This is a genomic window from Streptomyces sp. NPDC085900, assembly GCF_044540925.1.
GTDB classification, from domain to species: domain Bacteria; phylum Actinomycetota; class Actinomycetes; order Streptomycetales; family Streptomycetaceae; genus Streptomyces; species Streptomyces gilvifuscus.
This window is the reverse complement of the sequence record NZ_JBITSP010000010.1, coordinates 47,851-70,900: the sequence shown is the minus strand read 5'-3', so window position 1 is coordinate 70,900 and position 23,050 is coordinate 47,851. Positions and strand designations below refer to the sequence as shown.

General features: G+C 70.4%; 17 protein-coding genes. 13 read left to right on the top strand and 4 right to left on the bottom strand.

Annotated features, from left to right (window positions below):
- Positions 1 to 133: 133 nt before the first annotated feature.
- The 5 genes from ACIGDI_RS30405 to ACIGDI_RS30385 all read left to right on the top strand — a co-directional run bounded on the left by ACIGDI_RS30405 (position 134) and on the right by ACIGDI_RS30385 (position 6,767).
- A complete protein-coding gene (locus ACIGDI_RS30405) occupies positions 134 to 427 on the top strand; it encodes a DUF503 domain-containing protein (protein WP_399903230.1) in 294 nt (97 codons plus the stop codon).
- Between the two features lie 35 nt (positions 428 to 462).
- Positions 463 to 915: a 30S ribosome-binding factor RbfA gene (rbfA, locus tag ACIGDI_RS30400; RefSeq protein ID WP_399903227.1), complete on the top strand. Its 453-nt coding sequence runs from the start codon at positions 463 to 465 to the stop codon at positions 913 to 915.
- The gene (gene truB, locus ACIGDI_RS30395; RefSeq protein WP_399903224.1) at positions 912 to 1,817 is read left to right on the top strand and encodes a tRNA pseudouridine(55) synthase TruB; all 906 of its coding nucleotides are present in this window, start codon (positions 912 to 914) and stop codon (positions 1,815 to 1,817) included. Before rbfA ends, truB begins: the two co-directional genes overlap by 4 nt.
- Positions 1,818 to 2,140: 323 nt before the next feature.
- Positions 2,141 to 5,692, top strand: coding sequence for a trypsin-like peptidase domain-containing protein (locus ACIGDI_RS30390; protein ID WP_399903221.1), 3,552 nt, complete (start codon positions 2,141 to 2,143; stop codon positions 5,690 to 5,692).
- Between the two features lie 127 nt (positions 5,693 to 5,819).
- On the top strand, positions 5,820 to 6,767 hold the full coding sequence (locus ACIGDI_RS30385) for a bifunctional riboflavin kinase/FAD synthetase (protein ID WP_399903219.1): 948 nt from the start codon (positions 5,820 to 5,822) through the stop codon (positions 6,765 to 6,767).
- 71 nt (positions 6,768 to 6,838) lie between these two features.
- On the opposite strand, the gene ACIGDI_RS30380 is transcribed toward ACIGDI_RS30385, so the two are convergent.
- From ACIGDI_RS30380 to eccE, 3 genes are all read right to left on the bottom strand, one after another.
- Complete coding sequence (locus ACIGDI_RS30380) at positions 6,839 to 9,931, bottom strand: SCO5717 family growth-regulating ATPase (protein ID WP_399903216.1); 3,093 nt, start codon at positions 9,929 to 9,931, stop codon at positions 6,839 to 6,841.
- A gap of 328 nt (positions 9,932 to 10,259) precedes the next feature.
- On the bottom strand, positions 10,260 to 11,102 hold the full coding sequence (locus ACIGDI_RS30375; RefSeq protein WP_399903213.1) for a hypothetical protein: 843 nt from the start codon (positions 11,100 to 11,102) through the stop codon (positions 10,260 to 10,262).
- Positions 11,102 to 12,424 (bottom strand): type VII secretion protein EccE, encoded by a 1,323-nt coding sequence (gene eccE / locus ACIGDI_RS30370; RefSeq protein WP_200702655.1) that lies wholly within the window; start codon positions 12,422 to 12,424, stop codon positions 11,102 to 11,104. The genes ACIGDI_RS30375 and eccE overlap by 1 nt, the downstream gene beginning before the upstream one ends.
- 497 nt (positions 12,425 to 12,921) lie before the next feature.
- Here eccE and eccB point away from each other — a divergent pair, with 497 nt between their 5' ends.
- The 8 genes from eccB (at position 12,922) to mycP (ACIGDI_RS30330) (ending at position 22,016) form a co-directional block, all read left to right on the top strand.
- Positions 12,922 to 14,499 (top strand): type VII secretion protein EccB, encoded by a 1,578-nt coding sequence (gene eccB / locus ACIGDI_RS30365; protein WP_399903210.1) that lies wholly within the window; start codon positions 12,922 to 12,924, stop codon positions 14,497 to 14,499.
- A gap of 246 nt (positions 14,500 to 14,745) precedes the next feature.
- A complete protein-coding gene (locus tag ACIGDI_RS30360) occupies positions 14,746 to 15,057 on the top strand; it encodes a WXG100 family type VII secretion target (protein ID WP_142142896.1) in 312 nt (103 codons plus the stop codon).
- Positions 15,058 to 15,146: 89 nt separating this feature from the next.
- Positions 15,147 to 15,431: a WXG100 family type VII secretion target gene (locus ACIGDI_RS30355; protein WP_374192155.1), complete on the top strand. Its 285-nt coding sequence runs from the start codon at positions 15,147 to 15,149 to the stop codon at positions 15,429 to 15,431.
- Positions 15,432 to 15,643: 212 nt separating this feature from the next.
- On the top strand, positions 15,644 to 16,927 hold the full coding sequence (gene mycP / locus ACIGDI_RS30350) for a type VII secretion-associated serine protease mycosin (protein ID WP_399903207.1): 1,284 nt from the start codon (positions 15,644 to 15,646) through the stop codon (positions 16,925 to 16,927).
- A gap of 55 nt (positions 16,928 to 16,982) precedes the next feature.
- Positions 16,983 to 17,321 carry a hypothetical protein gene (locus tag ACIGDI_RS30345; RefSeq protein ID WP_272177414.1) on the top strand — a complete coding sequence of 113 codons (339 nt, stop codon included), beginning with the start codon at positions 16,983 to 16,985 and terminating at the stop codon, positions 17,319 to 17,321.
- Between the two features lie 41 nt (positions 17,322 to 17,362).
- Positions 17,363 to 18,901: a hypothetical protein gene (locus ACIGDI_RS30340; RefSeq protein WP_399903204.1), complete on the top strand. Its 1,539-nt coding sequence runs from the start codon at positions 17,363 to 17,365 to the stop codon at positions 18,899 to 18,901.
- A 122-nt stretch (positions 18,902 to 19,023) separates the two neighbouring features.
- A complete protein-coding gene (locus ACIGDI_RS30335) occupies positions 19,024 to 20,289 on the top strand; it encodes a S8 family serine peptidase (protein WP_399903833.1) in 1,266 nt (421 codons plus the stop codon).
- Positions 20,290 to 20,711: 422 nt separating this feature from the next.
- Complete coding sequence (mycP, locus tag ACIGDI_RS30330; RefSeq protein WP_399903201.1) at positions 20,712 to 22,016, top strand: type VII secretion-associated serine protease mycosin; 1,305 nt, start codon at positions 20,712 to 20,714, stop codon at positions 22,014 to 22,016.
- Between the two features lie 364 nt (positions 22,017 to 22,380).
- Here the strand turns inward: mycP (ACIGDI_RS30330) and ACIGDI_RS30325 are convergent, their stop codons facing one another.
- A complete protein-coding gene (locus ACIGDI_RS30325; RefSeq protein WP_399903198.1) occupies positions 22,381 to 23,037 on the bottom strand; it encodes a hypothetical protein in 657 nt (218 codons plus the stop codon).
- Positions 23,038 to 23,050: the final 13 nt, after the last annotated feature.

The following is a 23,050-nucleotide window of genomic DNA, read 5'->3' as shown; positions in this document are numbered from 1 at the left end:
ATCGGGGCCGGTCGGCGGGAAAGTTCCCTCACGGAATTTCCGTCGATCGGCCCCGGCCGTTACGTGTACGGTTCCCGTATCGGCGTCGAAGCGTGGCGCCCGTACCCCGAACCGGCGGGACATCCGGACACACATGTATGTGGGGACTCTGTCCTTCGACCTGCTCCTCGGTGACGTCCGCTCGCTGAAGGAGAAACGCTCTCTCGTCCGTCCGATCGTGGCCGAACTCCAGCGCAAGTACGCGGTGAGCGCGGCGGAGACGGGCAACCAGAACCTCCACCGCCGGGCCGAGATCGGGCTGGCGATGGTCTCCGGGGACACGGGACACCTCACGGACGTACTCGACCGCTGTGAGCGGCTGGTCGCGGCGCGGCCCGAGGTGGAACTGCTCTCGGTTCGACGCAGGCTCCACAGCGACGAAGACTGAAGCAAGCAGCAAGAAGTTACTAAGGAGACGGACCAGTGGCCGACAACGCGCGTGCCAAGAGGCTGGCGGACCTCATCCGAGAGGTGGTGGCCCAGAAGCTGCAGCGCGGGATCAAGGACCCGCGGCTCGGCTCCCACATCACCATCACGGACACCCGAGTCACCGGGGACCTGCGGGAGGCGACCGTCTTCTACACCGTCTACGGCGACGACGAGGAGCGGGCCGCCGCGGCCGCCGGTCTGGAGAGCGCCAAGGGCATTCTGCGCTCCGAGGTCGGCCGGGCGGCCGGCGTGAAGTTCACGCCGACCCTGGCCTTCGTCGCCGACGCCCTGCCGGACAACGCCCGCACCATCGAGGACCTCCTCGACAAGGCGCGCCAGTCCGACGAGAAGGTGCGCGAGGCGTCCGCGGGCGCCGCGTACGCCGGTGGTGCGGACCCGTACAAGAAGCTGGCCGACGACGAGACGGAAGCCGACGCCTCCGAATGACGCAGAAGACCACCACGCCCGACGGGCTTGTCATCGTCGACAAGCCGTCGGGCTTCACTTCGCACGACGTCGTCGCCAAGATGCGCGGCATCGCGAAGACGCGCCGCGTCGGACACGCGGGCACCCTCGACCCCATGGCGACGGGCGTGCTCGTGCTGGGCGTGGAGAAGGCGACCAAGCTCCTGGGCCATCTGGCGCTCACCGAGAAGGAGTACCTGGGCACGATCCGCCTCGGGCAGACGACGGTCACGGACGACGCGGAGGGCGGGATCACGGGGTCGTCAGACGCCTCGAAGGTCACCCGGGACGCGATCGACGCCGGGATCGCCAAGCTCACCGGCGACATCATGCAGGTGCCGTCAAAGGTCAGCGCCATCAAGATCGACGGCGTGCGGTCGTACAAGCGGGCCCGTGAGGGCGAGGAGTTCGACATCCCCGCCCGCCCGGTCACCGTCTCCTCCTTCGCGGTGTACGACGTCCGGGACGCCGTCGCGGAGGACGGCACCCCCGTCCTCGACCTGGTCGTGTCGGTCGTCTGCTCCTCCGGCACCTACATCCGGGCGCTCGCCCGCGACCTGGGCGCCGACCTCGGCGTCGGCGGCCACCTGACCGCCCTGCGCCGCACCCGCGTCGGCCCGTACAAGCTGGACGCGGCGAAGACGCTGGACCAGCTCCAGCAGGAGTTCACGGTCATGCCCATCGCCGAGGCGGCCGAGGCCGCCTTCCCCCGCTGGGACGTGGACGCCAAGCGGGCCCGCCTGCTGACGAACGGCGTACGCCTCGACATGCCCGACGAGTACGCGTCGGCGGGAACGGTCGCCGTCTTCGACCCCGAGGGCCGCTTCCTCGCGCTCGTGGAGGCGCACAGGGGCAAGGCGAAGAGCCTGGCCGTCTTCGGCTGACCGGGGAGACCCGGGAGACCGGGGAGACCGGGGAGACCGGGGAGACCGGGGAGACCGGGGAGACCGGGGAGACCGGGGAGTCTGCCCGTGGAGCGGCGATCACGGGGTTGTGCCGCCGCTCCACGGTCCCCCCTCGGTTCCCCCACCCCTAGGGTGTATCCACCGACCCCCCACTGTTCACCCGTGCGGGCAGGCGCTCGGAGTGAAGCGGGGGAGCGGAAGGGGGCGCGTTCACCACGCGATCTGTCCCGCCGATCACCGCACGCCTACCGTCGAAGACAGAGCACGGATGTACGGCGCAGGTGTACGGCGGGAGGTTCGCCATGGCGGCACGGGGCCCGCGAGGCGGAGGCGGACGCCGGGCGACGGCGAACGGGCCGACGGCTCCCGGAACACCGGGGGACGAGCCCGCCGAGGACGTTCTCGTCCGCATCCACGACCTCGCCGGGCGCCCCCGCGGCATCGGCTTCGTGGCCGACCACCACGGCACGGTGATCACCAGCCACGAGGCGGTCGACGGACTGCCCAGGCTGGTGCTGCGTGCCGACGGCGACCGCAGCTGCCTGGTCACCGCGGAGGCCGTGACGGCGCTGCCCGACCTGGACCTGGCCCTCGTACGCACCGAGGGACTCGGCGTGGAGCCGCTGCCGGTCACCACCCGCGACCGCGTCGAGACCGGCACCTACGTGCGGCTGGCGGCCGGCTGCTGGCGCGAGGCGCGCGTCCTGGCCGCGACCTCCGTCACCTACGCGGCGACCGACCGCTTCCGCGCCCTCGACGACGCCCTGGAAATCGCCATCGGCACGGCCGGGCAGGACGCGCTGCGGCTCGGCGGCGGCGCGGCCGGCGGCCCGGTGCTCGACGCCGGCACCGGCGCGGTCGTCGGCGTCCTCGGCACGGCCCTGCAGAACGGCCACCGCGACACCGGCTTCGCCGTCCCCCTGCGCCCGGCCCCGCCCGGGCCCCTGGCCGACCTCCTCGCCGCGAACACGGCCACGGTCCCCGCCTACGGAGCCGACCTCAACCTCGCCGGGGTACTGGAACTGACGGCCACCTCGGTGGGGCAGGACGGGCCGCCGGGGACGCTCGGCCACACCGGGGGAGGGGCGGCGGCAGCCGTGCCACCGGTCGAACGCGGCGAGACGGCACGGCAGTTCACCCGCTTCACCCGGGCCTGCGCCCCGACCGCCGTACTGGGCCTGGTCGGCGCACCGGGCAGCGGCCGTACGACGGAACTCGCCGCCCTCGCCGCCCGCCGCAACCGCGGCGCCGAACCGGCCCCCACGCTGTGGCTGCGCGGCGCCGACCTGCGGGACGACGACACATCGGTCGCGGACGCCGCCCGCCGGGCGCTGACCCGCGCCGCACGCATCGTCGCCGCGTCCCGGTCCGCCCCCGTGCCGGACCTCGGCGACCTCGCCCCGGACCGCCTGGCCCGCATCGCCGACGCCGCCGGCCGCCCCCTGCTGCTTCTCCTGGACGGCCCCGAGGAGATGCCACCGATCCTGGCCCACCGCCTGCCGCAGTGGACGGAGGGCACGGCTGCATGGCTGCGGACCACGGGGGCCCGGCTGGTGGTGGCCTGCCGGGAGGAGTACTGGGAACGGGCGGGAGCGGAATTCCCACGCGAGCTGCTGTACGACCCGAGGGGGTGGGGCGGTCGGGCGGTGGGCGGTGCCGGGGGCTCGGGAGTGGCTGATGTGGGCGGTGGCGGTGCGGAGTCCTCGGAAGTCGGGGAGCCGCCCTGTGTGCGTCTCGGGGAGCTTCGTGAGGACGAGGCCCGTACGGCCCGCGCACGCTATCGCGTCCCCGAGGGCACCCTCGTGGGGGCGGACGCCCGGCATCCCCTCGCCCTCCGGCTCCTCTCCGAGGTCCTCACCGCCCTGCCCGACGCCCCCGGTGCCCGGGTGGACCGCGACGACGTCTTCTCCGCCCACCTCGACCTCATGTGCCTGCGCATCGCCGTCCGCCTGGCCGCCGGCAACGGCCTGCGCGGCACCGCCGTACGCCGTCTCGCGGCCAAGGTCTGCGGACAGGTCCACGAGGCCGCCCGGCGCAGCCTGGGCCCCGGCCAGGGCGAGCTGGACCGGGCGGCGTTCGAGGCGACCTTCCCCTGGGGGCAGGCCCCGGCACGGCTCGGCGGCGGCACCGGCTGGGCCTCCGCCGTCCTCACCGAAGGCCTCCTCGTCCCCGCCGGCACCGGCTACCGCTTCGCCCACGAGGAGTTCGCCGACTGGATCCAGGGCATGCACCTCGACCTGGACGGGGCCCTGCGCGCACTGGTCCACCGCCCGGCCACCCCCGCCCACCCGGTCCCCGTGCCGCACCACCGCATCGGCCCCGTCGTACAGGCCCTGCTCCTGGTGGCCCGCGACCACGGCACCCGCCGACTCGCCCTCCGCCTCGAGGAGCTGGCCCGCGCCCTGCGCGACGATCCGGACTCCTGGTGGGCCGCGCGCCTGCTCACCGAGACCCTGCTGCGCGTACCGGACGCGACGCCGTATCTCGGCGTACTGCGACAACTGGCCGACGACCTCGTGGCCCCGACGAGCACCGGGCGAGGTCCGCTCGGCCCCGCCTTCTGGACCGCCCTGCCCGTCCCCGAGCTCGAACGCCTCGACCTACTGCGCCGGCTCCTGCCCGCCGACGGCCCCCCGCAGGACCCCGCGGCGGCCTCACCCCGCTTCCTCGACGCCGCCTCCCGCCTCCTCGCCGCCGACCCCACCGTCGTACAACCGCTCCTCACCCGCTGGTTCGACGACGACCGGCCGCTCCCGGCGACCCCGCACGCGACCGTGGCGAAGGCCGCGCAGGCGCTGCTGCACACCCATCGGCACCTGGCCCTGGACGACCTGACCGAGGTGCTCGTCGACTGCGCGCACCGGCGGGCCGACGAGCTGCTCGCGGTGCTCGCCGAGGACGAGCCGTCGGCCGTCTGCCGGGCCGTCGACCGGTGGGCGCACGACGAGCGGCCGGCCCGGCGTGTGGCGGCGGTCGCGTACGGGCTGCGGGCCGCGCCCCACGTCCGTACCGAGGCCGACCGCGAACTGCTGCGCTACGCGGCCCTCGCCCTGCTCGCCCGCCCCACCGACGCCACCCTGCACGGCGCCGCGCTCGCCCTTCTCGTACGCGACCCCCGCACCCGCGCCCGCCATCTCCCGCAGGCGCTGCGGCACTTCGCGGCCGGCGACCCGCAGTTCCCGCCGAGCGCCCTGGTCGCCGCCCTGGCCACCCATCCGGAACAGGTCCTGGACGCCTTCCGCGAACGGCTGCGCGGGCGGGGTGACGTCGGTGACGCGCTGCGCACACTCGCCGACGTCACCACACCCCCGCTGGCCCGCCGCGTCGCCGTCCTGGTCCGGGAAGCCGTCGAGCGGCGCCCGGAGACCGCGGACGACGTGGCCGCCTACGTCGACCGGCGCCTGGACCAGGGGCCCGAGGCGCGCACCGTACTGCTGCCGCTGGTCACCGGGCTCCTCGACGGCGGCCCGGAGGAGGTGCGGGCCGCCCTCGCCGCCGTACTCGCCGCGCCGGGCGCCCCCGCCTCGCGCCCGCTGCGCCGCGAGCTCCTCGACTTCCTCCTCGCCCACGAACACGCCCCGGCCGTTCTCGACGTCCTGCTGCACGCCACCGCCCACGCCGACGGCGAAGAGGTCCGCGACCTGGTCCACCGCACCGGCCTGCTGCTCGTCCGCACCCCCGACGGCGCGGCCCGTTTCGACCGCGGCCTGGTGGACCTGGGCCGCCACGTGCCCGGCTTCGCGGCCCGGATGGCCGGCTGGCTCACCGACACCCCGCAGGCCTGGGCGGCGGTGGTGGGCCCCAGCACCCGCCGGATGATCGAGAACCTGGCGGGCGTCCGCGTCCCCGCCTGAACCGTTCCCACCACGTGCGTCGGGTCACAGCCCCCATGCCGATGCGGGCGAGGTGGGCCCGGCATGGCACCCTTAGACCTGCGTAAGAGGTCGGTACACACGGACACGGGTTCGAGGAGCGGTCACAGTGCAGCGCTGGCGTGGCTTGGAGGACATCCCCGAGGACTGGGGGCGCAGCGTCGTCACCATCGGTTCCTACGACGGGGTGCACCGCGGGCACCAGCTGATCATCCGGCATGCCGTGGACCGCGCCCGGGAGCTGGGCGTCCCCTCCGTCGTCGTCACCTTCGACCCGCACCCCAGCGAGGTCGTCCGTCCCGGCAGCCACCCGCCCCTGCTCGCCCCGCACCACCGCCGGGCCGAGCTGATGGCGGAGCTGGGCGTGGACGCGGTCCTGATCCTCCCCTTCACCAAAGAGTTCTCGAAGCTGTCGCCGGCCGACTTCGTCGTCAAGGTCCTGGTCGACAAGCTGCACGCCAAGGCGGTCGTCGAGGGCCCCAACTTCCGCTTCGGCCACAAGGCCGCCGGGAACGTCGAGTTCCTCGTCGAGCAGGGCGAGGTGTACGACTTCGAGGTCGAGGTCGTCGACCTGTACGTCACCGGCGAGGCGGGCGGCGGCGAGCCGTTCTCCTCGACCCTCACCCGGCGGCTGATCGCCGAGGGCGAGGTCCAGGGCGCCGCCGAGATCCTCGGCCGCCCGCACCGCGTGGAGGGCGTCGTCGTCCGCGGCGCCCAGCGGGGCCGGGAACTCGGCTTCCCGACCGCCAACGTCGAGACGCTGCCCCACACCGCCGTACCCGCCGACGGCGTCTACGCCGGCTGGCTGCACGTGAACGGCGAGGCGATGCCGGCCGCGATCTCCGTCGGCACGAACCCGCAGTTCGACGGCACCGAGCGCACGGTGGAGGCGTACGCGATCGACCGCGTCGGACTCGACCTGTACGGGCTGCACGTGGCGGTGGACTTCCTCGCCTTCGTGCGCGGGCAGGCGAAGTTCGAGTCCCTGGAGGGTCTGCTGGAGCAGATGGCCGAGGACGTGAAGCGCTGCCGCGAGCTGGTGGCCGCCGCCGAGTAAGCGCGGCCTCCGTCACGACGACGAAGGGCGGCCGGTGCCCGAAGGCACCGGCCGCCCTTCGGTCTTGAGGGCTACTGCTGCGTCCAGCCCGGCGGTACGGCACCGGGCTGACCCTGCTGCGGGTCCTGCGGCGGCGCCGGTTGCTGCTGCCAGCCCTGGCCCGGCGCGGGCTGCTGCGGGGGCTGACCCCAGCCCTGACCCGGCTGGGGCTGCCCGTGCTGGCCGTAGAGCTCCTGCTGGGGGTGCTGCGGGTGCTGCTGCGGGGCCGGGTAGCCCTGCTGCGGCTGCTGGTACTGCATGTTGGGGTTGCCGAAGCCCTGCTGGGTACGGGCGATGTCCTCGGCGATCAGCGCCGCGAGGTCGAAGTAGGCCTCGCGGGTCTTGGGCCGCATCATGTCGAGGTCCACCTCGGCGCCCGCCGCGAGGTGCTCGTCGAAGGGGATCACGACGACACCGCGGCAGCGGGTCTCGAAGTGGGCGACGATGTCCTCCACCTTGATCATCTTGCCGGTCTCGCGGACACCGGAGATCACGGTGACCGACCGCTGGACGAGGTCGGCGAAGCCGTTAGCCGACAGCCAGTCGAGCGTGGTCGAGGCGCTGCTCGCGCCGTCCACCGACGGGGTGGAGATGATGATCAGCTGGTCGGCCAGGTCGAGGACCCCGCGCATCGCGCTGTAGAGCAGACCGGTACCCGAGTCGGTGAGGATGATCGGGTACTGCTTGCCCAGCACGTCCAGCGCGGCCCGGTAGTCCTGGTCGTTGAAGGTGGTCGAGACCGCCGGGTCCACGTCGTTGGCGATGATCTCCAGACCGGAGGGCGCCTGCGAGGTGAAGCGGCGGATGTCCATGTAGCTGTTGAGCTGCGGGATCGCCTGCACCAGGTCACGGATGGTGGCACCCGTCTCGCGCCGCACCCGTCGGCCGAGGGTGCCGGCGTCCGGGTTGGCGTCGATCGCCAGGATCTTGTCCTGCCGCTCGGTGGCGAGCGTCGCGCCCAGCGACATGGTCGTCGTGGTCTTGCCGACACCGCCCTTGAGGCTGATGACCGCGATCCGGTAGCAGGACATCACCGGCGTACGGATCAGTCCCAGCTTCCGCTCCCGCTCGGCCTGCTCCTTCTTGGCACCGAGCTTGAAGCGCGAGGGGCCCTGGTTGTTCTTGCGGGCCTTCGGCTGGTTGCGCAGCAGCCGGTCCGAGGAGAGCTCGACGGCGGCGTTGTAGCCGAGCGGCGTGCCCGGCGCGGCCTGCTGCTGCGGCGGCGCACCAGGGCCGGCCTGAGGACCCGGAGGCGCGGTCCAGCCGCCCTGGGCGGGCGGGGCGCCCTGGTTGCCGTAGGGGGTGGGGGGCTGTTGCTGGGCCTGCGGGTGGGGCTGTGGCTGCGGTTGGGGTTGGGCCGGGGGCTGCGGCGCGGGGGGCTGCGGCTGCTGGGCCTGGTCGGGCTGGGGGTAGCCGTAGCCGGCGGGGGGCTGGGGTTGCGGCTGCGGCTGCTGGTGGGGCGGGTAGCCGTAGCCGGGCTGCGGAGGCGCGACGGGCTGGCCCGCTTGGGCCGGCTGACCGGGCTGGCCGGGGGTCTGGGGGTAGCCGTATCCGGCGGGCGCGGGCGGCCCGGGGTGGGGCTGCGGCTGGGCCGGGTGGGGCTGGGGTGCCTGGGGCGCCTGCGGTGCCTGCGGTACCTGGGGATAGCCGTAGCCGGCCTGTTGCGGGTGCGGGGGCTGCGGGGGCAGGGGCGCCTGCCGGGGGTCGACCGGTGCCGGCTGGCCGGGGTGTGCGGCCGCCGGACCGAAACCGCCCTGGACGGGGGGCTGTTGGCCGGGGTGACCGGGCTGGCCGGGCTGGCCGGGGGCCTGGGGGTAGCCGTATCCGGCTGGGGGCTGAGGCTGGCCCGGCTGGACCGGCGGCTGGCCCGGCTGGGGCTGGGCGTGCTGGACGGGCGGCCGGCCCGGATGCGGCTGTGCCGGCTGGGGGGCCTGCTGCGGATAGCCGTAGGGGCCCGCCTGCGGATCCGGGTGGCCGGGCTGCGGATCCGGGTGGCCGGGCTGCTGCGCGGCGGACGCCTGGGCCGGGTCCGCGGGGACGAAGCCCTGCGGCAGCGGCGGCAGGCCGGGGGCGCCCTGCGGCGGTACGGGGGGGTGCCCGGCCGGGGTGGCCTGCGGCGGCTCGGCCTGCACCTGGGCGGCGGGCGCGGGGGGCTCCGGCGCGGACGCCGGCTCCGGCTCGGCGTCCGGCTGCGCGGGGGAGCCGGCGCCGGACGGGTCCTGGGCGGGCTCGCCGTCCTGGGCGGTGGCCGGGGAGTCCGCCTCGCTCTCGTCGACGGCGGTCTCCTCCGGCTCCTCGGCGTCGTCGTCCCCGCCGAAGAGGCGGGCCGCCTCGGCGTCGGCAGCGGCGTAGTTGAGCTCCGACTCCTCGGGCTGCTCGGGCTCCTCGGACTGCGTGGGCTGTTCGGGCTGCGTGGGCTGCTCGGGGGTGGCCGCCGGGACGCCGGCCGGCGGGGTGGCCGTGGCGGGCGCGCTCGACTGGTTGTCCTCGTCGACCGGGCGCAGCACGGGGAAGCCGGGCGCGGCGGCGGGCTGGGCGGGCGCCTGCTGCGGGGCCGCGGGCGGGGCGGCGGGCGCCTGCTGCTGGGGTGCGGCGGGCTGCTGGGCCGGGGCCTGCTGCTGGGGTGCGAGTGTCGGAGCGGGCGCGGGCGCGGTCACGGGAGCAGGCGGGGGCGCGGCCGCCGGTGCGGCGGGCTGCGCGGCCGGCTGCGCCTGGGGTGCGCCGAACCCGCCGGACGTGTCCTGGCCGGGCTGGGGCGCGGCGGCCGTCGGCTGCTGCGGGTAGCCGTACCCGCCGGGCGCCGCGGGTGCGGTGCCCGGAGCGGCCTGCTGCGGGTAGCCGTAGCCGTCCGGAGCCGTGCCCTGCGCCGGTGCGGGCGGCGCCTGGGCCGGAGCCTGCGGCGCGATGCCCGGTGGCCCGGTCGGCGATCCGATGGGCGGACCGGTCGGCGGTGGTGGTGAATTCTGGCCGGAGTCCTGCTGTCCACCGCCCGTGCCACCGGTGCTCTGTGCGTACCAGGCGGGAGGCGTGTAGACGATTTCGAACTCGCCGGTGAGATCCACCTCGTGATCGTCCCCGTCCGAGGAAGGGCTCCCGCCGTTGTACTCGGACCGATCCCTGTTCACTGCTTGCCTCCTGGTCAGCCACTGCTGCTGAGCTGGTCGTCGTCGCGGCCGGGCGGACCGAGTGGCGAGTCCCACCCGACTGCGATCGTCACCGCACCACCAGAAGCCTAATCACTCGCTTGGCGGGACGGAAAAGCCCCCATGGGCCCGAACGGCCAAGCCCCCCGGGCTCGGACGGCCCTGGACGGCGAAGTTCCGCGTGCAGGGGCGGACGAGCCTCGTGGGCGCGGACGGAGGGTCCTGACGAACCGTTCCCGGGGACCGTACGAAATGCCCCGTGGGCGCGGCTCGTTCGGGCTCCGCCCCCGCGCCCACGGACGACGACACGTCAGTCCATACGGCGGGCCACGCCGAGCAGCCCCGTCTCCGCGTCGGTGGGTTCGGTCATGACGAACTTCTGATGCTTGCGAGTGCACCACATGGCGACGCCGTCGTGAAGGGTCGGCAGGTGCTGGAGTTGCTCCTCGGGAATGCCCAACGTGTCGCGCACGACCTCCGTCTCGAACGGCGAGATGCGCTGAACACCGACGAGATGCGCCTGGGCCAGCCAGCGCGGCGCGTGCTCGCTGACGAAGGGCAGCACCGTCACGACGGCCTGCCACGGCACGGAGGTCACCCGCCCGCGCGGTGGACGAATACCGCAGTCCCGGATCAACACCACCGGACTGGACACCGACGGCCCCTGCGCGGGCACCCGGCCCACCGGATACACCGTCACGCACTGCTGGCCGCCGCCCGCCGCCTGCGCCAACTGCTGCCAGGCCTGGGGGCGCCCGGTCTCGACACCCACGCGCGCGCCCGTCGCGGCGGCGCGCAGCGCCAGCACCTGGGCGAGCCACAGACCGCCCACGAGGACGACGTCGAACGGGGTCGGCCGGGACAGGCCGAGCACGGCCGGCTGCCCTTCCGCGTCGGTGCCGATGAGCACACCGTCGTCACCGATCGGCATGCTGATCGCTGCGAGCTCCTCGGCGGCGACGACATGACGGTTGCGGCGCGGCCCGCGCAACCCGAACCCCGGGCTGGCGATGCGCCGTTGCTGCTGCGAGGTCTCCGGCTGCCGGATGATCGGGATCATGCCGGTGTCGGTGGGCGAGGCCACGTGGGCGGGCGTACGGCCGGGGGCGCGGTTCTGCTGTCCCTGGGTCATGGCCGGAGTTGGCTGGGACATCAGTAGGTACCTCCGAGCGGCAGAGTCGCGAGGGCCCCGGGCACCTGCTCCCGGTCGAGACGGACGAGACCGACCTTCGCGGCGCTTGCGGCCCGCTCCAACTCCCGTCCCACCTGGCCGAGTTCGTCGTCGCCGCGGGCGGTCACCCGGATGTGTCCGGCGAGCGAGACACCGCGGTTGCCGGCCTTGCTCAGGGTCATGCTGAACGTCGTGGCGAGCACCGGCAGCGAGGTGAGCCGCGTGACCAGCTCGGGCAGCGACACCCCGCCGTTGCCCAACTGCGGCCAGCGGGACACCCAGTACGTGGTGTGCCAGCGGTCGTCGACCCGCCAGGTCTTCACCGCCTCGACCGTACGGCGCTGGCTCCGCCCGTCCTGGGCGGCGTGCTGCTGGCTGGAGCGCGGGTTGAGGCAGCTGGACGTCGCCAGCGCCTGCACCAGCTCGGTCTCGTCGAGGATGGTCGCCTTGAAGCCGGCGCCGGCCAGCCGGCTCGACAGCTGGTCGGCCACCCGCAGCAGCGCCTTCTGCGCCCCGGGGACACCGTCCCCGCGCGCCTGCACCGCCTCCGGGCACAGCTCCGGATCGAGCTTGAGGGCGACCCAGGTCAGGCGCAGCGCGGGCGAACCTACCTGGGCCTGCAGGGGGCCGTACGACCGTGCGGCGAGCGACTGTTGGGGCAGGTGCGGGGCGGGCGCCGGCTGGGTGTGCTGCACGACCTGCGCGGAGGCCAGCCGGATGCCGTCGACCTCCAGGGCGTCCTGGACGAGCTTCAGCGGCAGTTGCCGGTGGGCCGCCGCGGGGCGCAGCGGTTCGTCGGCGGGCTGCACGAACAGGACGGCCGTCAGAAAGGTCCCGTCGCCGATCATGCCGATCTGGCGGTTGTCACGGGAGACGAAGGCGTACGTCCGCAGGGCCGGGTCGCACTCCACCACCGGGGCCAGCATCGCCTCCGTGCCGGGCGGCACGGGCAGCTTGGCGTCGCGGCGGCGCTGCCGGAGGGCGCGCGTGGTCTCGTACCACTCGGGCAGAGGCCGTCGGGCGCGGCGCAGGACCGCCAGGAGCAGCAGCAGGACGGCCACGACGCCGGCCGGCACCAGCAGCCAGGAGACGTCAGCGGCCCATGCGGCGAGCAGGACCGCCGCCGCGAGTTCCACCAGGATGAGCTGTTGCAGTCGTACCGGACCCAGGCCGCCCGGCCGGGGCAGCGTGCGCGGCGACGCGGCGACGGCGGCGGGCGGTGCAGCCGTCGTACGTCTGTCGCCCGGGCCCCCTTGTGGCTGCTGTGCGCGGCGTCCGCGCCGAGTGCTCGTAGCGCTGCTCATCCCCCGGGACATCCCTTTCGCGAATTCAGTGGCCGCTCGCTGGGCCCACGACAACCATGTGGGCGGCTCACGGTACCCGTTGCGCGACGGCGGGCGACACACGGGACACCGAAACCCCAGGTGGCCACCCTGTCACGGAGCCGCCTCGCGTGGTGGAGCGCTGTGGTGAAGCTCTGTGAAGATGCGGGGTCGGCCGAACACCTGGTGAACCGTCCTCCCACGGCGCAGGGCATAGTAGGTGCCTGCGCGACCGAAGGTGCCTCAGCCGCTTCGCGTTGGCGATCGGACATCACAGACGCGATCGAGCAGGGCGGGCAGTACGGGCACTGCGGACAGTGCGGGCACTGCAGGCACTGCGGACGGTGGGGGCACTGCACGCACCGCGGGCAGTCCGTGCACCGCGGGCGGTCCGTGCACCGCGGGCAGTCCGCACACCCGCGGGCACCGTGGGCACTTCGGACACGATCGAGCAGTACGAAACGGGAGAAACGGGGACCATGGCCAAGCGTCAGGACGAGCTCGCCGCCTACAACTTCGCTCGCAAGCGCACCGTCGCGGCCTTCCTCGCGCCGTCACCGGGCGGCTCGGAGGAAGGCGCCCCGCGGCCGGTCCGCACGGTGACGCCCAGCCTGGCGCTCGGGGTCGTCCTGGTGGTGGGCTTCATCGCCTGGGGCGTGATCAAGCCGACGGCGCCCGCGGGCTGGGACAAGCCCGGCGAGTACATCATCGTCGACAGCGACTCCACGACGCGTTACGTGGTGCTCCCCGACGAGACGTCGAGCGGCAAGAAGGTCCCGACGCTGCACCCCGTCCTCAACTACGCCTCCGCCAAACTCCTGTTGGACAAGGGCAAGGGCAGCGTCCTGGAGGTCTCCGGCAAGGAGATCGACAAGAGCGACATCGCGCACGGCGCCACCCTCGGCATCCCGTACGCCCCCGACCGGCTGCCCTCCGCGAGCGACGCGGAGAAGACGAAGACGTGGGCGGTGTGCGAGCGCCCCGCGCAGGGCTCGGGCAGCACCGAGGACGGCAACATCGACCGCGCGGTGTTCGTCATGGACGCCGCGGACGCCAAGTCCCTGAACGGCACGGGCAAGGTGGGCCCCGGCCAGGCCCTGTACGTCAAGGACCCCAAGACCGCCCGTGAGTACCTGGTCGACGGCAAGGGCAACCTCTTCTGGCTCGGCGGTCCCTCGGTCAGTGACGCGGCCACCATGCAGCAGTTGCGCTCCGTCGTCATCGGCAGCACGGCCAAGGCGCAGCCGGTGAGCCAGGAATGGCTGCGCACCCTCAACCCGCGCGGCGTCATCACCTTCCCGAAGGTCCCCGGCTCCGGCGGCACGACCTCCGTCAAGGGGCTGCCCAGCGGGGCGAGCACGGTGGGCCAGGTCCTGGAGGCGCCGGACGCGCAGGGCATGCAGTACTACGTCGTCCTCAAGGACAAGGTCGCCGTCGTCACGCCGTTCGTCGCGCAGCTGTTGATGCAGTCGCCGCAGGCCCAGAACACCAGCCCCACCAAGGTCTCCTCCGGCGTGATCATCCAGGCCAACGGCGGCCCCGCGGACCCGTTCTACGGCGACCAGGGCTGGCCCCAGACCGTCCCGCGGCAGGCCAACCCGGCGACCACGGCCACGGGAGAGGCCCGCACCACCTCGTGCAGCGTCTACGACGGCACGATCGGCGCGGACAAGAAGCCGCAGCTGGCGGCGTGGGCCGGGACGACATACCCGAAGAAGGTCATCGCCGACTCGCTGAGCGCCTACGTGTCCTCGGGCTCGGGCCTGCTGTTCCAGGAGGTCATGGGCGCGGCGGGCGGAGGCGGCGCGTGGTACCTGCTGACCGACACGGGTCTGCGCTACTCGCTGCCGTCGAACAACGACAGCACGGCGAAGGGGAGTTCGGCCTCCTCGGCGTCCACGTCGTCCGGGGAGCCGAGCGAGACGGACAAGGCGCGTACGCGCCTCGGCTACGAGGACGTCTCCAGGCCGGCGATCGTGCCGCAGACGTGGGCGACGTTCATCCCGAAGGGACCCACACTGGACACGGGCGGCGCGAAGCAGGAACAGAGCCAGTGACCTGCGGGGCCGTTTGTCGGCGGCCAACGGACGTATCAGAAAGCGCACTTGAGGGTAAGACGGCACATGGGTCACGAGAGCGTCGCTCAAGTGTGTGAGCCGTGTAACTGATTGGTCCTGTCAGTGGATGAGTGACAGGCTGACGATAGAGTGTTTGCAGCGCTCAACGGTGCGAAGCTTCTCCGGGCACCTGGCAGGTTTCCCGGATCCGACAAACATGAACGACGACATGGGGGAAGGTTCATCATGGCCGGCCAGTTCCGGGTAACAGAGGACGAACTCACCAAGCTCTCCGGTGACATCAACACCGTCAACGGCCAGCTGCAGGGCGAGATCCGCCGCCTCAACGGCGTCATCGAGCAGATCGCCGGCGGCTGGAAGGGCCAGGCGGCCACGTCCTACCACCAGCTGCAGGAGCGGTGGAACGCGGACGCGAAGAAGATGAGCGACATTCTCAACGACATCAAGGAAGCCGTGGACTCCACGCGGAGCAACTACTCCGCGTCCGAGGACCAGCAGAACTCCGAGATCAGCAAGATCATGTCGGACTTCGGCTGATCCAGCAGGCCGTCGGAGGTTCTCGCCCCCGAATCGCCCGGATCAGCACTCCACTGCCTTCCACCACTCTTCCTGAAAGGGAACTGACGATGTCGATCCTCGTCAATTACGCAACGATCACCAACGCGTCCACCGACGTCCGCACCACGGCCGGCCGTATCAAGCAGCAGCTCGAGGACCTCGAGGCCTCCGTCAAGCGCGTCGCCGCCACCTGGGAGGGCGAAGCGCAGGAGGGCTACCAGCGCAAGCAGCGCGAGTGGGACCAGACCGCCCAGGACCTACACTCCACCCTGCTGAAGATCTCCACCGCCCTGCAGAACGCGGCCGACAACTACCAGGCCACCGAGAAGAGCAACGCCGCCACCTGGGGCTGAGCCCGTCGGCGACCCGAGGGCCTGAGGGACCTGAGATGAAGAGAATCGGCCCAGCCGACGCCACGGCGTCCGCTGGGCCGAGCTCTGCTCCGGGTCCGTGCCCGAACCGTGCGGGGCGACACACAGCAAATCCCGCAAATCTTCACACTCGTCAGCAGTACGTCTCGGACGTCGAGGAAGCCCTGGGGGCCTGGACAATGAGGGGCCTGAACGTGAAGGGCCGCAGAGCCCGTTCGCGTAGCCACAACGGCCGTAACGGCCGCGGCACCGGAACCCGCGCGGCGCAGCGGGTCCTCGGCGTGCTCGCGGCCGCCGGGGTCTGCCTGGCGTCGACGCCGCCGGCGCTGGCCTCTGACGGTCACCCCGCCCCCGGTCGCGCGGACTTCGGCCTGGCGGCGAGCGGGGAGTGCGTCTTCGGGGGCGGCGTCATCAAGTCCACGCCGTGGTCGCTGCAGCGGGTGCTGCTGGACCAGCTGTGGGCCCAGGCGACGGGCAAGGGCGTGACGGTCGCGGTGATCGACACGGGCGTCGACAGCTCCAACCGCCAGCTCACCGACGCGATGGCCCCGGGCAGCAAGTCCTTCGTCGACGGCTCGGCCACCCAGGACCGGGAGGGTCACGGCACTCGCGTGGCGGGCATCATCGCGGCCCGCCCGATTAAGGGCACCGGGTTCGAGGGGATCGCGCCCGAAGCCAAGATCCTGTCCCTCCGCTACACCGGCGGAGCGAACAAGCAGGGCAACTCGGGAACCATGGCCTCGGCGATCCGCGCGGCGGTCGCCAAGGGCGTGGACATCATCAACATCTCGTCGGACACCGCGAACAAGAAGGACGACCCGACGCTGCGCAGCGCGGTGACGGCCGCCGTGAACGCGGGCGCACTCATCGTCGCCGCCGCCGGCAACGACGGCGCCGACGGCAAGTCCGCGGACACGTACCCGGCTTCGTACGACGGCGTCCTGGCCGTCGCGGCCTCCGACCGCAACGACGAACGCGCCTACTTCTCCCAGTCCGGCGACTTCGTGGACGTGGCGGCCCCCGGCGTCGACATGGTCTCGACGGTCCCGAAGGGCGGCCAGTGCACGGCCGACGGCACGAGCTTCGCGGCGCCGTACGTGGCGGGCGTCGCGGCCCTGCTGAAGCAGGCGCACCCGACCTGGAAGGCGGCCCAGATCGCCACCCGGATCGAGCAGACGGCCCAACGGCCGGGCCGGGGACCCAACCAGTTCACCGGATGGGGCGTCGTCGACCCGGTGGCCGCCCTGTCGGACACCTCCACCCCGGCCACGTCCCCGACCCCCGACCCGCCCGTGCGGGCCGGCACTGGCGGAGTCGTCCCCATGGCGGTGACCATGGGCGAGAGCGAGGCCGAAAAGGAACGCCGAACGGCCATCTACGTACTGGGAACCGGCTTGGCCCTGGTACTGGTGGTGGCGGGGAGCGGGGTGGCTGTGCGGGATTGGCGGAGCCGGCGAACCGGGCGGGCCGACCGATGAGGCCGACGCTGAACGGTGCTGAGAACTTGAATAACAGGGGAGAGGACAACGGGGTATGAGTAACGGAATGCGGGTCGATCTGAGCGCCCTGGATGAGGTCATCCGAAAGCTCAACGGCCTCCTCTCGGACATGGACAAGGCCAACACCAAGGCCAAGTACGAGACGGACATCCCGAGCAGTGCCTTCGGCAGTGAGAAGTTCCTGGAGTCCAACGAACTTCACGAGGCCCACCAGAAGCAGAAGACCAGGATCGAGAACATGATCAAGGATCTGCACAAGCTGATCGACGACTTCGGTACCAGCACCTCGAAGGTCAGGGACAAGTACAGCAACCAGGAGCACGCAAACGCACAGGGCGTCAGCGCGACTCCCAAGGGTGGGTCCGCTTACTAGGCGGTTCGGCGACCGGTCACTGACGGAGGGGATGTTCGAAGATGTACGGCTACGGCTACACGCCTACCGAAGAGCAGATCAAGGCCCAGCAAGAGGCACAGAAGCAGCGGATCAAGGACAAGCACGACGAGAAGCTCGAGTCACTGCCCGATGGTGGAATGGGGGGTCCGGACCGCAGCAAGCTCGACACCCATTTCATGAAGATGGGTATCCCCGAGCTGCGCTCCCTGATCCTGGACGCGGACCCCAACCGCATCTACGAGGTCAGTCAGCACTGGAAGTCCGTGCACAACATCCTGTCGGGCGGCGACGGTGACCCCAAGACCGGCGGTGTTGACTCGGTCTCCTCGAAGGACAGCGTCGCGGGCATGATGCAGAGCGCCGTGGAAAACGTCCTCGAGCACTGGGAGGGCGACGCGGCCGAGGCCTTCCGCAAGAAGGCCAACGAAATCATGGGGAACGTCCGCAACGCGGCCGCATGGGCCAACCACTACGGCGAAACCATGCACGCCGTTCAGAACGACCTTCGCAACTCAATGAGCAAGATGCGGGACGTCAATGAGCCCTCCGGTTGGGACCGGGCCTGGGACAAACTCACGGACGACAACCGCAGCGACGAACAGCTCCTCGCCGACATCAACAAGGGCGTGAGCACGGACGCCGCCCGCCAGGCCAACGCGGATTCCTTGTCCAAGGGTAAGGAAGAGCAGTTGAAGGGGGTGGCGATTATGGAGCAGTTGGGGGTTAATTACAAGGCCTATGCGAGTCCACAATATTTCGACAGGGACAAGAACGACCCATTCTCGCCGCCGAACCCTAGTACGCCAATGCCGCCCCCCATCTCTGTTCCATCTGCTGGCGGTTCGGCTCCAAGTAGGGCAGGAACCACAGCTAAGCCTTGGAGCGCAGGCCCGACGGCGAGCATTAAGCCGTCTCCGACGGTTCCGCGTGATCAAGGCATCACAGGCGGTTCGCAGCTTCCAGCTGTCCCAACAGCCAAGACGAATGTGGACAGTATCTCGCCGGGTATGAGTGGACCTGGTCCCAGCACGGGTGTTGGCGGACCTAGCGTTGGTGGAGGCAGCGTCGGCAATCTCGGAGCTGGTGGATCTATGAGCCCGGGCATTCTGGCTGCTGGCGAAGCAGGCGGCCTCGCGGGCGGCGCTGCCGCACGCGGCGGCATCGGCGCCATGGGCGGTCGCGGTGGCTTGGCCGGTGGCGGCGCGGCAGCAGGCCGAGGTGTCGGTGGCCGAGCGGGTATGGGCGGCATGGGCGGTGGTGCCGGTGCTGGGGCGGCCGGTCGAGGCGGCGCAAGCGCCGGCGGTCGCGGAGCACTCGCGAGGGCCCGTGGTGGTGTCGTTGGTGCTGCCAAGGGAGTCGGCAAGGGCGCCGGCGGCGGCGCAGGCTTGCACGGTAGCCGCGGCGGAACGCAGGCAGGTGCCGGCGGAGCCGGTGGCAAGGGCCGTAAGTCCAAGAAGGAGAACAGCCAGGGCGACCGTCCCGACTACTTGGTCGAGGACGAAGAGACCTGGATCTCGGAAGAGGACCGCAACCGCAACGTGCCGCGGACCATCGAGTAAGCGTGTAAGCGGGCCTGGCGTAAGGTCGGAGTCGGCCCATTTATCGGGCTGGTGACTCCAGCCGCAGCTGAGTGAGGAGCAGGGAGTTGGGTTTCAAGCGAGTCTGGTCCACGACGGGTGTCGTGGCGTTGACAGGAGCCTTGCTCCTCACTTCGGCCCCAATTGCGTCGGCGGATCAAGTACGAGACGCTCAGTGGCCGTTGACCGTGTATAGCGCAGAAAAGGTTTGGAAGACGTCACAGGGCGCTGGTGTAACGGTCGCTGTAGTCGACTCAGGCGTCGACGCCGCCCATCCGGACCTCACCGGACAAGTTCTTCCGGGTAAAGACTTCACAGGAGCGGGAACTCCGCATCGCGACACTGAGGGGCATGGCACTGCCATGGCCAGCCTCATTGCTGGCCATGGACACGGGGCCAACAACTCTGCTGGCGTGATGGGACTTGCGCCGAAAGCAAAAATTCTTCCGGTTCGCGTGGACCTGGCTGGTAGCAAGTTCGTTACTGCAAGTCTGGCGTCCGGGATCCGCTATGCCGTAGATCAAGGCGCTTCCGTCATCAACCTCTCGCTTGGCGATGATAATTCGTACCCCGGGTCGAAAGCGGCGAAGGCGGTCGCATATGCGGAAGCCCATGATGTAGTTGTGGTGGCAGCCACTGGCAATGATGCGAGCACCGTGAGCTATCCGGCCGCACTGCCTGGCGTAGTCGCTGTTACAGCTGTAGATCAGGGACTCAAGTTTTGGTCCAATTCCAACACTGGAAAGGTGACTGTCGCAGCGCCTGGAGTTGAAGTTGCACAGGCTGACCCGACCACAAAAAGCGGTTACGCGGTAGCGGACGGGACCTCGGGATCCAGCGCTTATGTTTCCGCCATCGTCGCCCTCCTCCGCTCCAAGTACCCCGACCTCACCGCAGGCCAGATCATCAACCGTCTGGTGAAGTCGGCGTCGTTCCTGAACAACACCGGCAAGAAGGCCCCGGACAAGGAACTCGGGTACGGCATCGCCCGTCCGGGCTCAGCGTTGACGATGGACATCCCGAAGGGACCCAAGGAGGGCCCCCTCGCCCAAGCCTCGCCGTCCACGTCAACGCAGTCCGGCTCGGCCTCCGGTAACGAGAGTCCGAGTCAGGCGGTCAAGAAGGACAAGTCGTCCTCCAGCGGCATCCTCCTCATCGCCGGCATCGCAGCCGCCGTAATCGTCCTCGGCATCGTCTTCGCGGTGATCCGCAGTCGCCGAAACCGCGGCAGCGGCGGCCCCGGCTCCGGCGGCGGTATGCCCCCGCATGGCACGGGCTACCCGCCCCAGCCCCCGACGGGCTACCAGCAGTACCCCAACACGCCCCCCAATCAGGGCTACCCCGCCCCTCCGGGACAGTCCCCGCAGTAACCCAACCCGTACGCCCAACAGCCCCCGCATCAAGGGCAGTAGGTATTTCAGAGTTCGGCGTGGGGGATCGATGACGCCTGCATGGCACTGCAGGCACGCGAGTTCAGCGGGTGACCTACAACCAGACAGAGTCGTTGAAGAGAGTGGTGTTTCTACTGAGGCGCTCGATGCCGCGCCAGGGAATCCACTCCTCCGAACGTGTGCCCTGCGCCTCCAGCGACCTGACCTGCTTTCTTCGCGAGTGCGTTTTACCCGTGGCATCGCTGCTTCTAAGCCAGTGTGCCAATTTTTTCAAGTTCCCGAGGCCTGACGTCGTTCGGCGCAAGCCAGGCAGATCACATCAGCATTAACTGGAGAGTCGATTGGCATTCAAGCGGATGCGGTCCATCACAGGAGCCGCAACACTCGCGGGAGTACTTCTCATGGCCGCGGCTCCCAGTGCCTCGGCAGACTACGTGAGAGACCGCCAGTGGGTCATGGACGTCTTCTCGGTTGATGACATGTGGGCTCAGTCTCAGGGCGAGGGTGTCATCGTTGCTGTCGTGGACAGTGGCGTGGACGCCGGTCACCCCGATCTGAGTGGGCAGGTCCTTGAAGGCAAGGACTTCACCGGCGGAGGAAATGCCCAGCAGGACATCCAGGGTCATGGCACCGCCATGGCAAGCCTCATCGCCGGCCACGGGCACGGCGCAGGAAACGACTCCGGTGTGAAAGGGCTCGCGCCAAAGGCCAAGATTTTGCCGCTGCGTACTCTTCAGACAGCTGCCGACAGGAATGCAGATGAGACTTGGGGTGCCGCCGTTCGCTACGCAGTTGACCATGGCGCGAAGGTCATCAACCTGTCCTTCGCAAACGATGGTGGGCACACGCTCAGTGACGGGCGTCAAGCGATCGCATACGCGCAGGCTCATGACGTCGTAGTCGTCGCGGGTGCGGGCAATGACGGATTCAGCACCGTATCCGAACCGGCAGCTCTTCCTGGGGTCGTGGCCGTCGGCGCTGTCGACAGAAATGCCAATCGGTGGGATGAATCCAATACGGGAAAGGGACTCACCCTCATGGCGCCTGGCGTCGACATCGTCGCCGCCAACCCCAAACGGTCCCCACAATACGGCTTGTCTGATGGCACCTCTGATGCAACCGCGTATGTATCAGCCGCTGTGGCACTGGTCCGGGCCAAGTATCCCGATCTCACTGCGGGCCAGGTCATCAACCGGCTGATCAAGTCCGCTTCGTTCCTCCATCACAAGGGCCTGAAGGCACCGGACAAAGAGTACGGCTACGGCATCGTCCGCCCCTACTCAGCCCTCACCATGAACATTCCCAAGGGGCCGGAAGGGAATCCGCTCGGCCGGGTCCAACTGGTCGACGATGCATCCAAAGGCAGCACCAGCTCAGCGACTGAGAACTCGAAGACGAAGGGATACACCTCCGTGGGCGCAATCGTCCTCCTCGTCGGCGTCATTGGCCTGCTGGCCGTGATCGGCATCATCACCAGCTTGGTTGTCGCCCGCAGCCGCCGAGCCACACAGAACGGTGCCGAGACGAACGGCACTTACCCCAACCGTGCTTACCCAGCCCAACAGTTGATGCCTCCGCCGGTTCAACAACCGTTCCCATCTCAGCCCCACAACCAGGCATATGGCTACCCCGCTGCTCCGCCCCAGTCTCCCCAGCACCCCAATCCCTATGCGCAGCAACCACCGCATCACGACCCAACACGGTGACCGTAGACCGGTGTATGGCAGAGCTCGGTCGCAAGTAGCTATGCGCAAGGCCTTCGGACAGGGAGGGATCCGGATTGCGGTTCCTCCGCCCCGGGCTCTAGGCACGGCACAAGGGGGACCAAAAATGGCGCACGCACAGCTGTTGGACAGGAGCCGAGGATCTCGGTAACCAGCTGAATCGTGCACTCGGCTGGGTGTGAGGTACGTCAGGGGCTCTGAATGCCGGCCGTCCCATCACCCATTGCGCCCCGCAAGCGGACCGTGCCGCAGCGTCGAGGCGCGCCTCACGACGAAACGGCGCCCCGCGCGCATTCACGGGTACCTGTGCTTGGCATCTGACGCGGGGAACAGCGTCTCCAACCCACTAGATGATCCGCCGCGTGAGGCCGGCGTGCTGGGCTCGGGTTACCCGGTCAGGGGCCGCCGACTTTCGTTCATGAGCAGCCCCTTCCCAGTCGTTTGGCTGCATGAGGAAGAAAGTTCGGGAGCTTGGCACATATCCGACAGCACCGAAGGGCTCATCTCCCGCTATGTACACGCCTTTCTCGATGCCTTCCGGCCAAGGATTGCACCAAGGACCCCGCCGCGGCAGCGGGTTGATCCGCATGACGGGCCACTCATGGTCCTCCTCGGTGTGCAGCCTTAGAGTCATGATCTTCGGGCGCCCTCTGGTCGCCTGGGCGCCGTCCACTTTTGTGATCTGCGGGCAGAAGGTGTCGAAGGCGTAGAGGGCCAGCGTCTTGCGGCAGATGCGTGTGAGGAGAACCGCGCCAGCGAGAGTACGGAGCGTGGCGACGAGACCGAAGATGCCGACGAGGATCATCGGGCCCCCGATGATAAAGATCCAGGACATGCCGGCGCGATTCGCTGCCGCACCCAACGGGGGCACTCCGAACGCCATGAGCGCGTAGATTGCGGTGTTGCGGCTAGCCGTCCACCACATCCGGGTAGTCAGCTTTCCACGGAGCGTGGCGGCCTCCGGTATGCCAGGGGCTTGTGCGCCTTGGATGTTGTGCGGCACGAGTTCTCCTGTA

Excerpts from the sequence above, each read along its gene's own strand:
- ACIGDI_RS30375 (WP_399903213.1), bottom strand. The coding sequence starts at position 11,102 with ATGTCCCAGCCAACTCCGGCCATGACCCAGGGACAGCAGAACCGCGCC.
- mycP (WP_399903201.1), top strand. The coding sequence starts at position 20,712 with ATGGCCGCGGCTCCCAGTGCCTCGGCAGACTACGTGAGAGACCGCCAG.
- ACIGDI_RS30390 (WP_399903221.1), top strand. The coding sequence starts at position 2,141 with ATGGCGGCACGGGGCCCGCGAGGCGGAGGCGGACGCCGGGCGACGGCG.
- ACIGDI_RS30405 (WP_399903230.1), top strand. The coding sequence starts at position 134 with ATGTATGTGGGGACTCTGTCCTTCGACCTGCTCCTCGGTGACGTCCGC.
- ACIGDI_RS30355 (WP_374192155.1), top strand. The coding sequence starts at position 15,147 with ATGTCGATCCTCGTCAATTACGCAACGATCACCAACGCGTCCACCGAC.
- eccE (WP_200702655.1), bottom strand. The coding sequence starts at position 12,424 with ATGAGCAGCGCTACGAGCACTCGGCGCGGACGCCGCGCACAGCAGCCA.
- ACIGDI_RS30360 (WP_142142896.1), top strand. The coding sequence starts at position 14,746 with ATGGCCGGCCAGTTCCGGGTAACAGAGGACGAACTCACCAAGCTCTCC.
- ACIGDI_RS30345 (WP_272177414.1), top strand. The coding sequence starts at position 16,983 with ATGAGTAACGGAATGCGGGTCGATCTGAGCGCCCTGGATGAGGTCATC.
- truB (WP_399903224.1), top strand. The coding sequence starts at position 912 with ATGACGCAGAAGACCACCACGCCCGACGGGCTTGTCATCGTCGACAAG.
- eccB (WP_399903210.1), top strand. The coding sequence starts at position 12,922 with ATGGCCAAGCGTCAGGACGAGCTCGCCGCCTACAACTTCGCTCGCAAG.
- ACIGDI_RS30340 (WP_399903204.1), top strand. The coding sequence starts at position 17,363 with ATGTACGGCTACGGCTACACGCCTACCGAAGAGCAGATCAAGGCCCAG.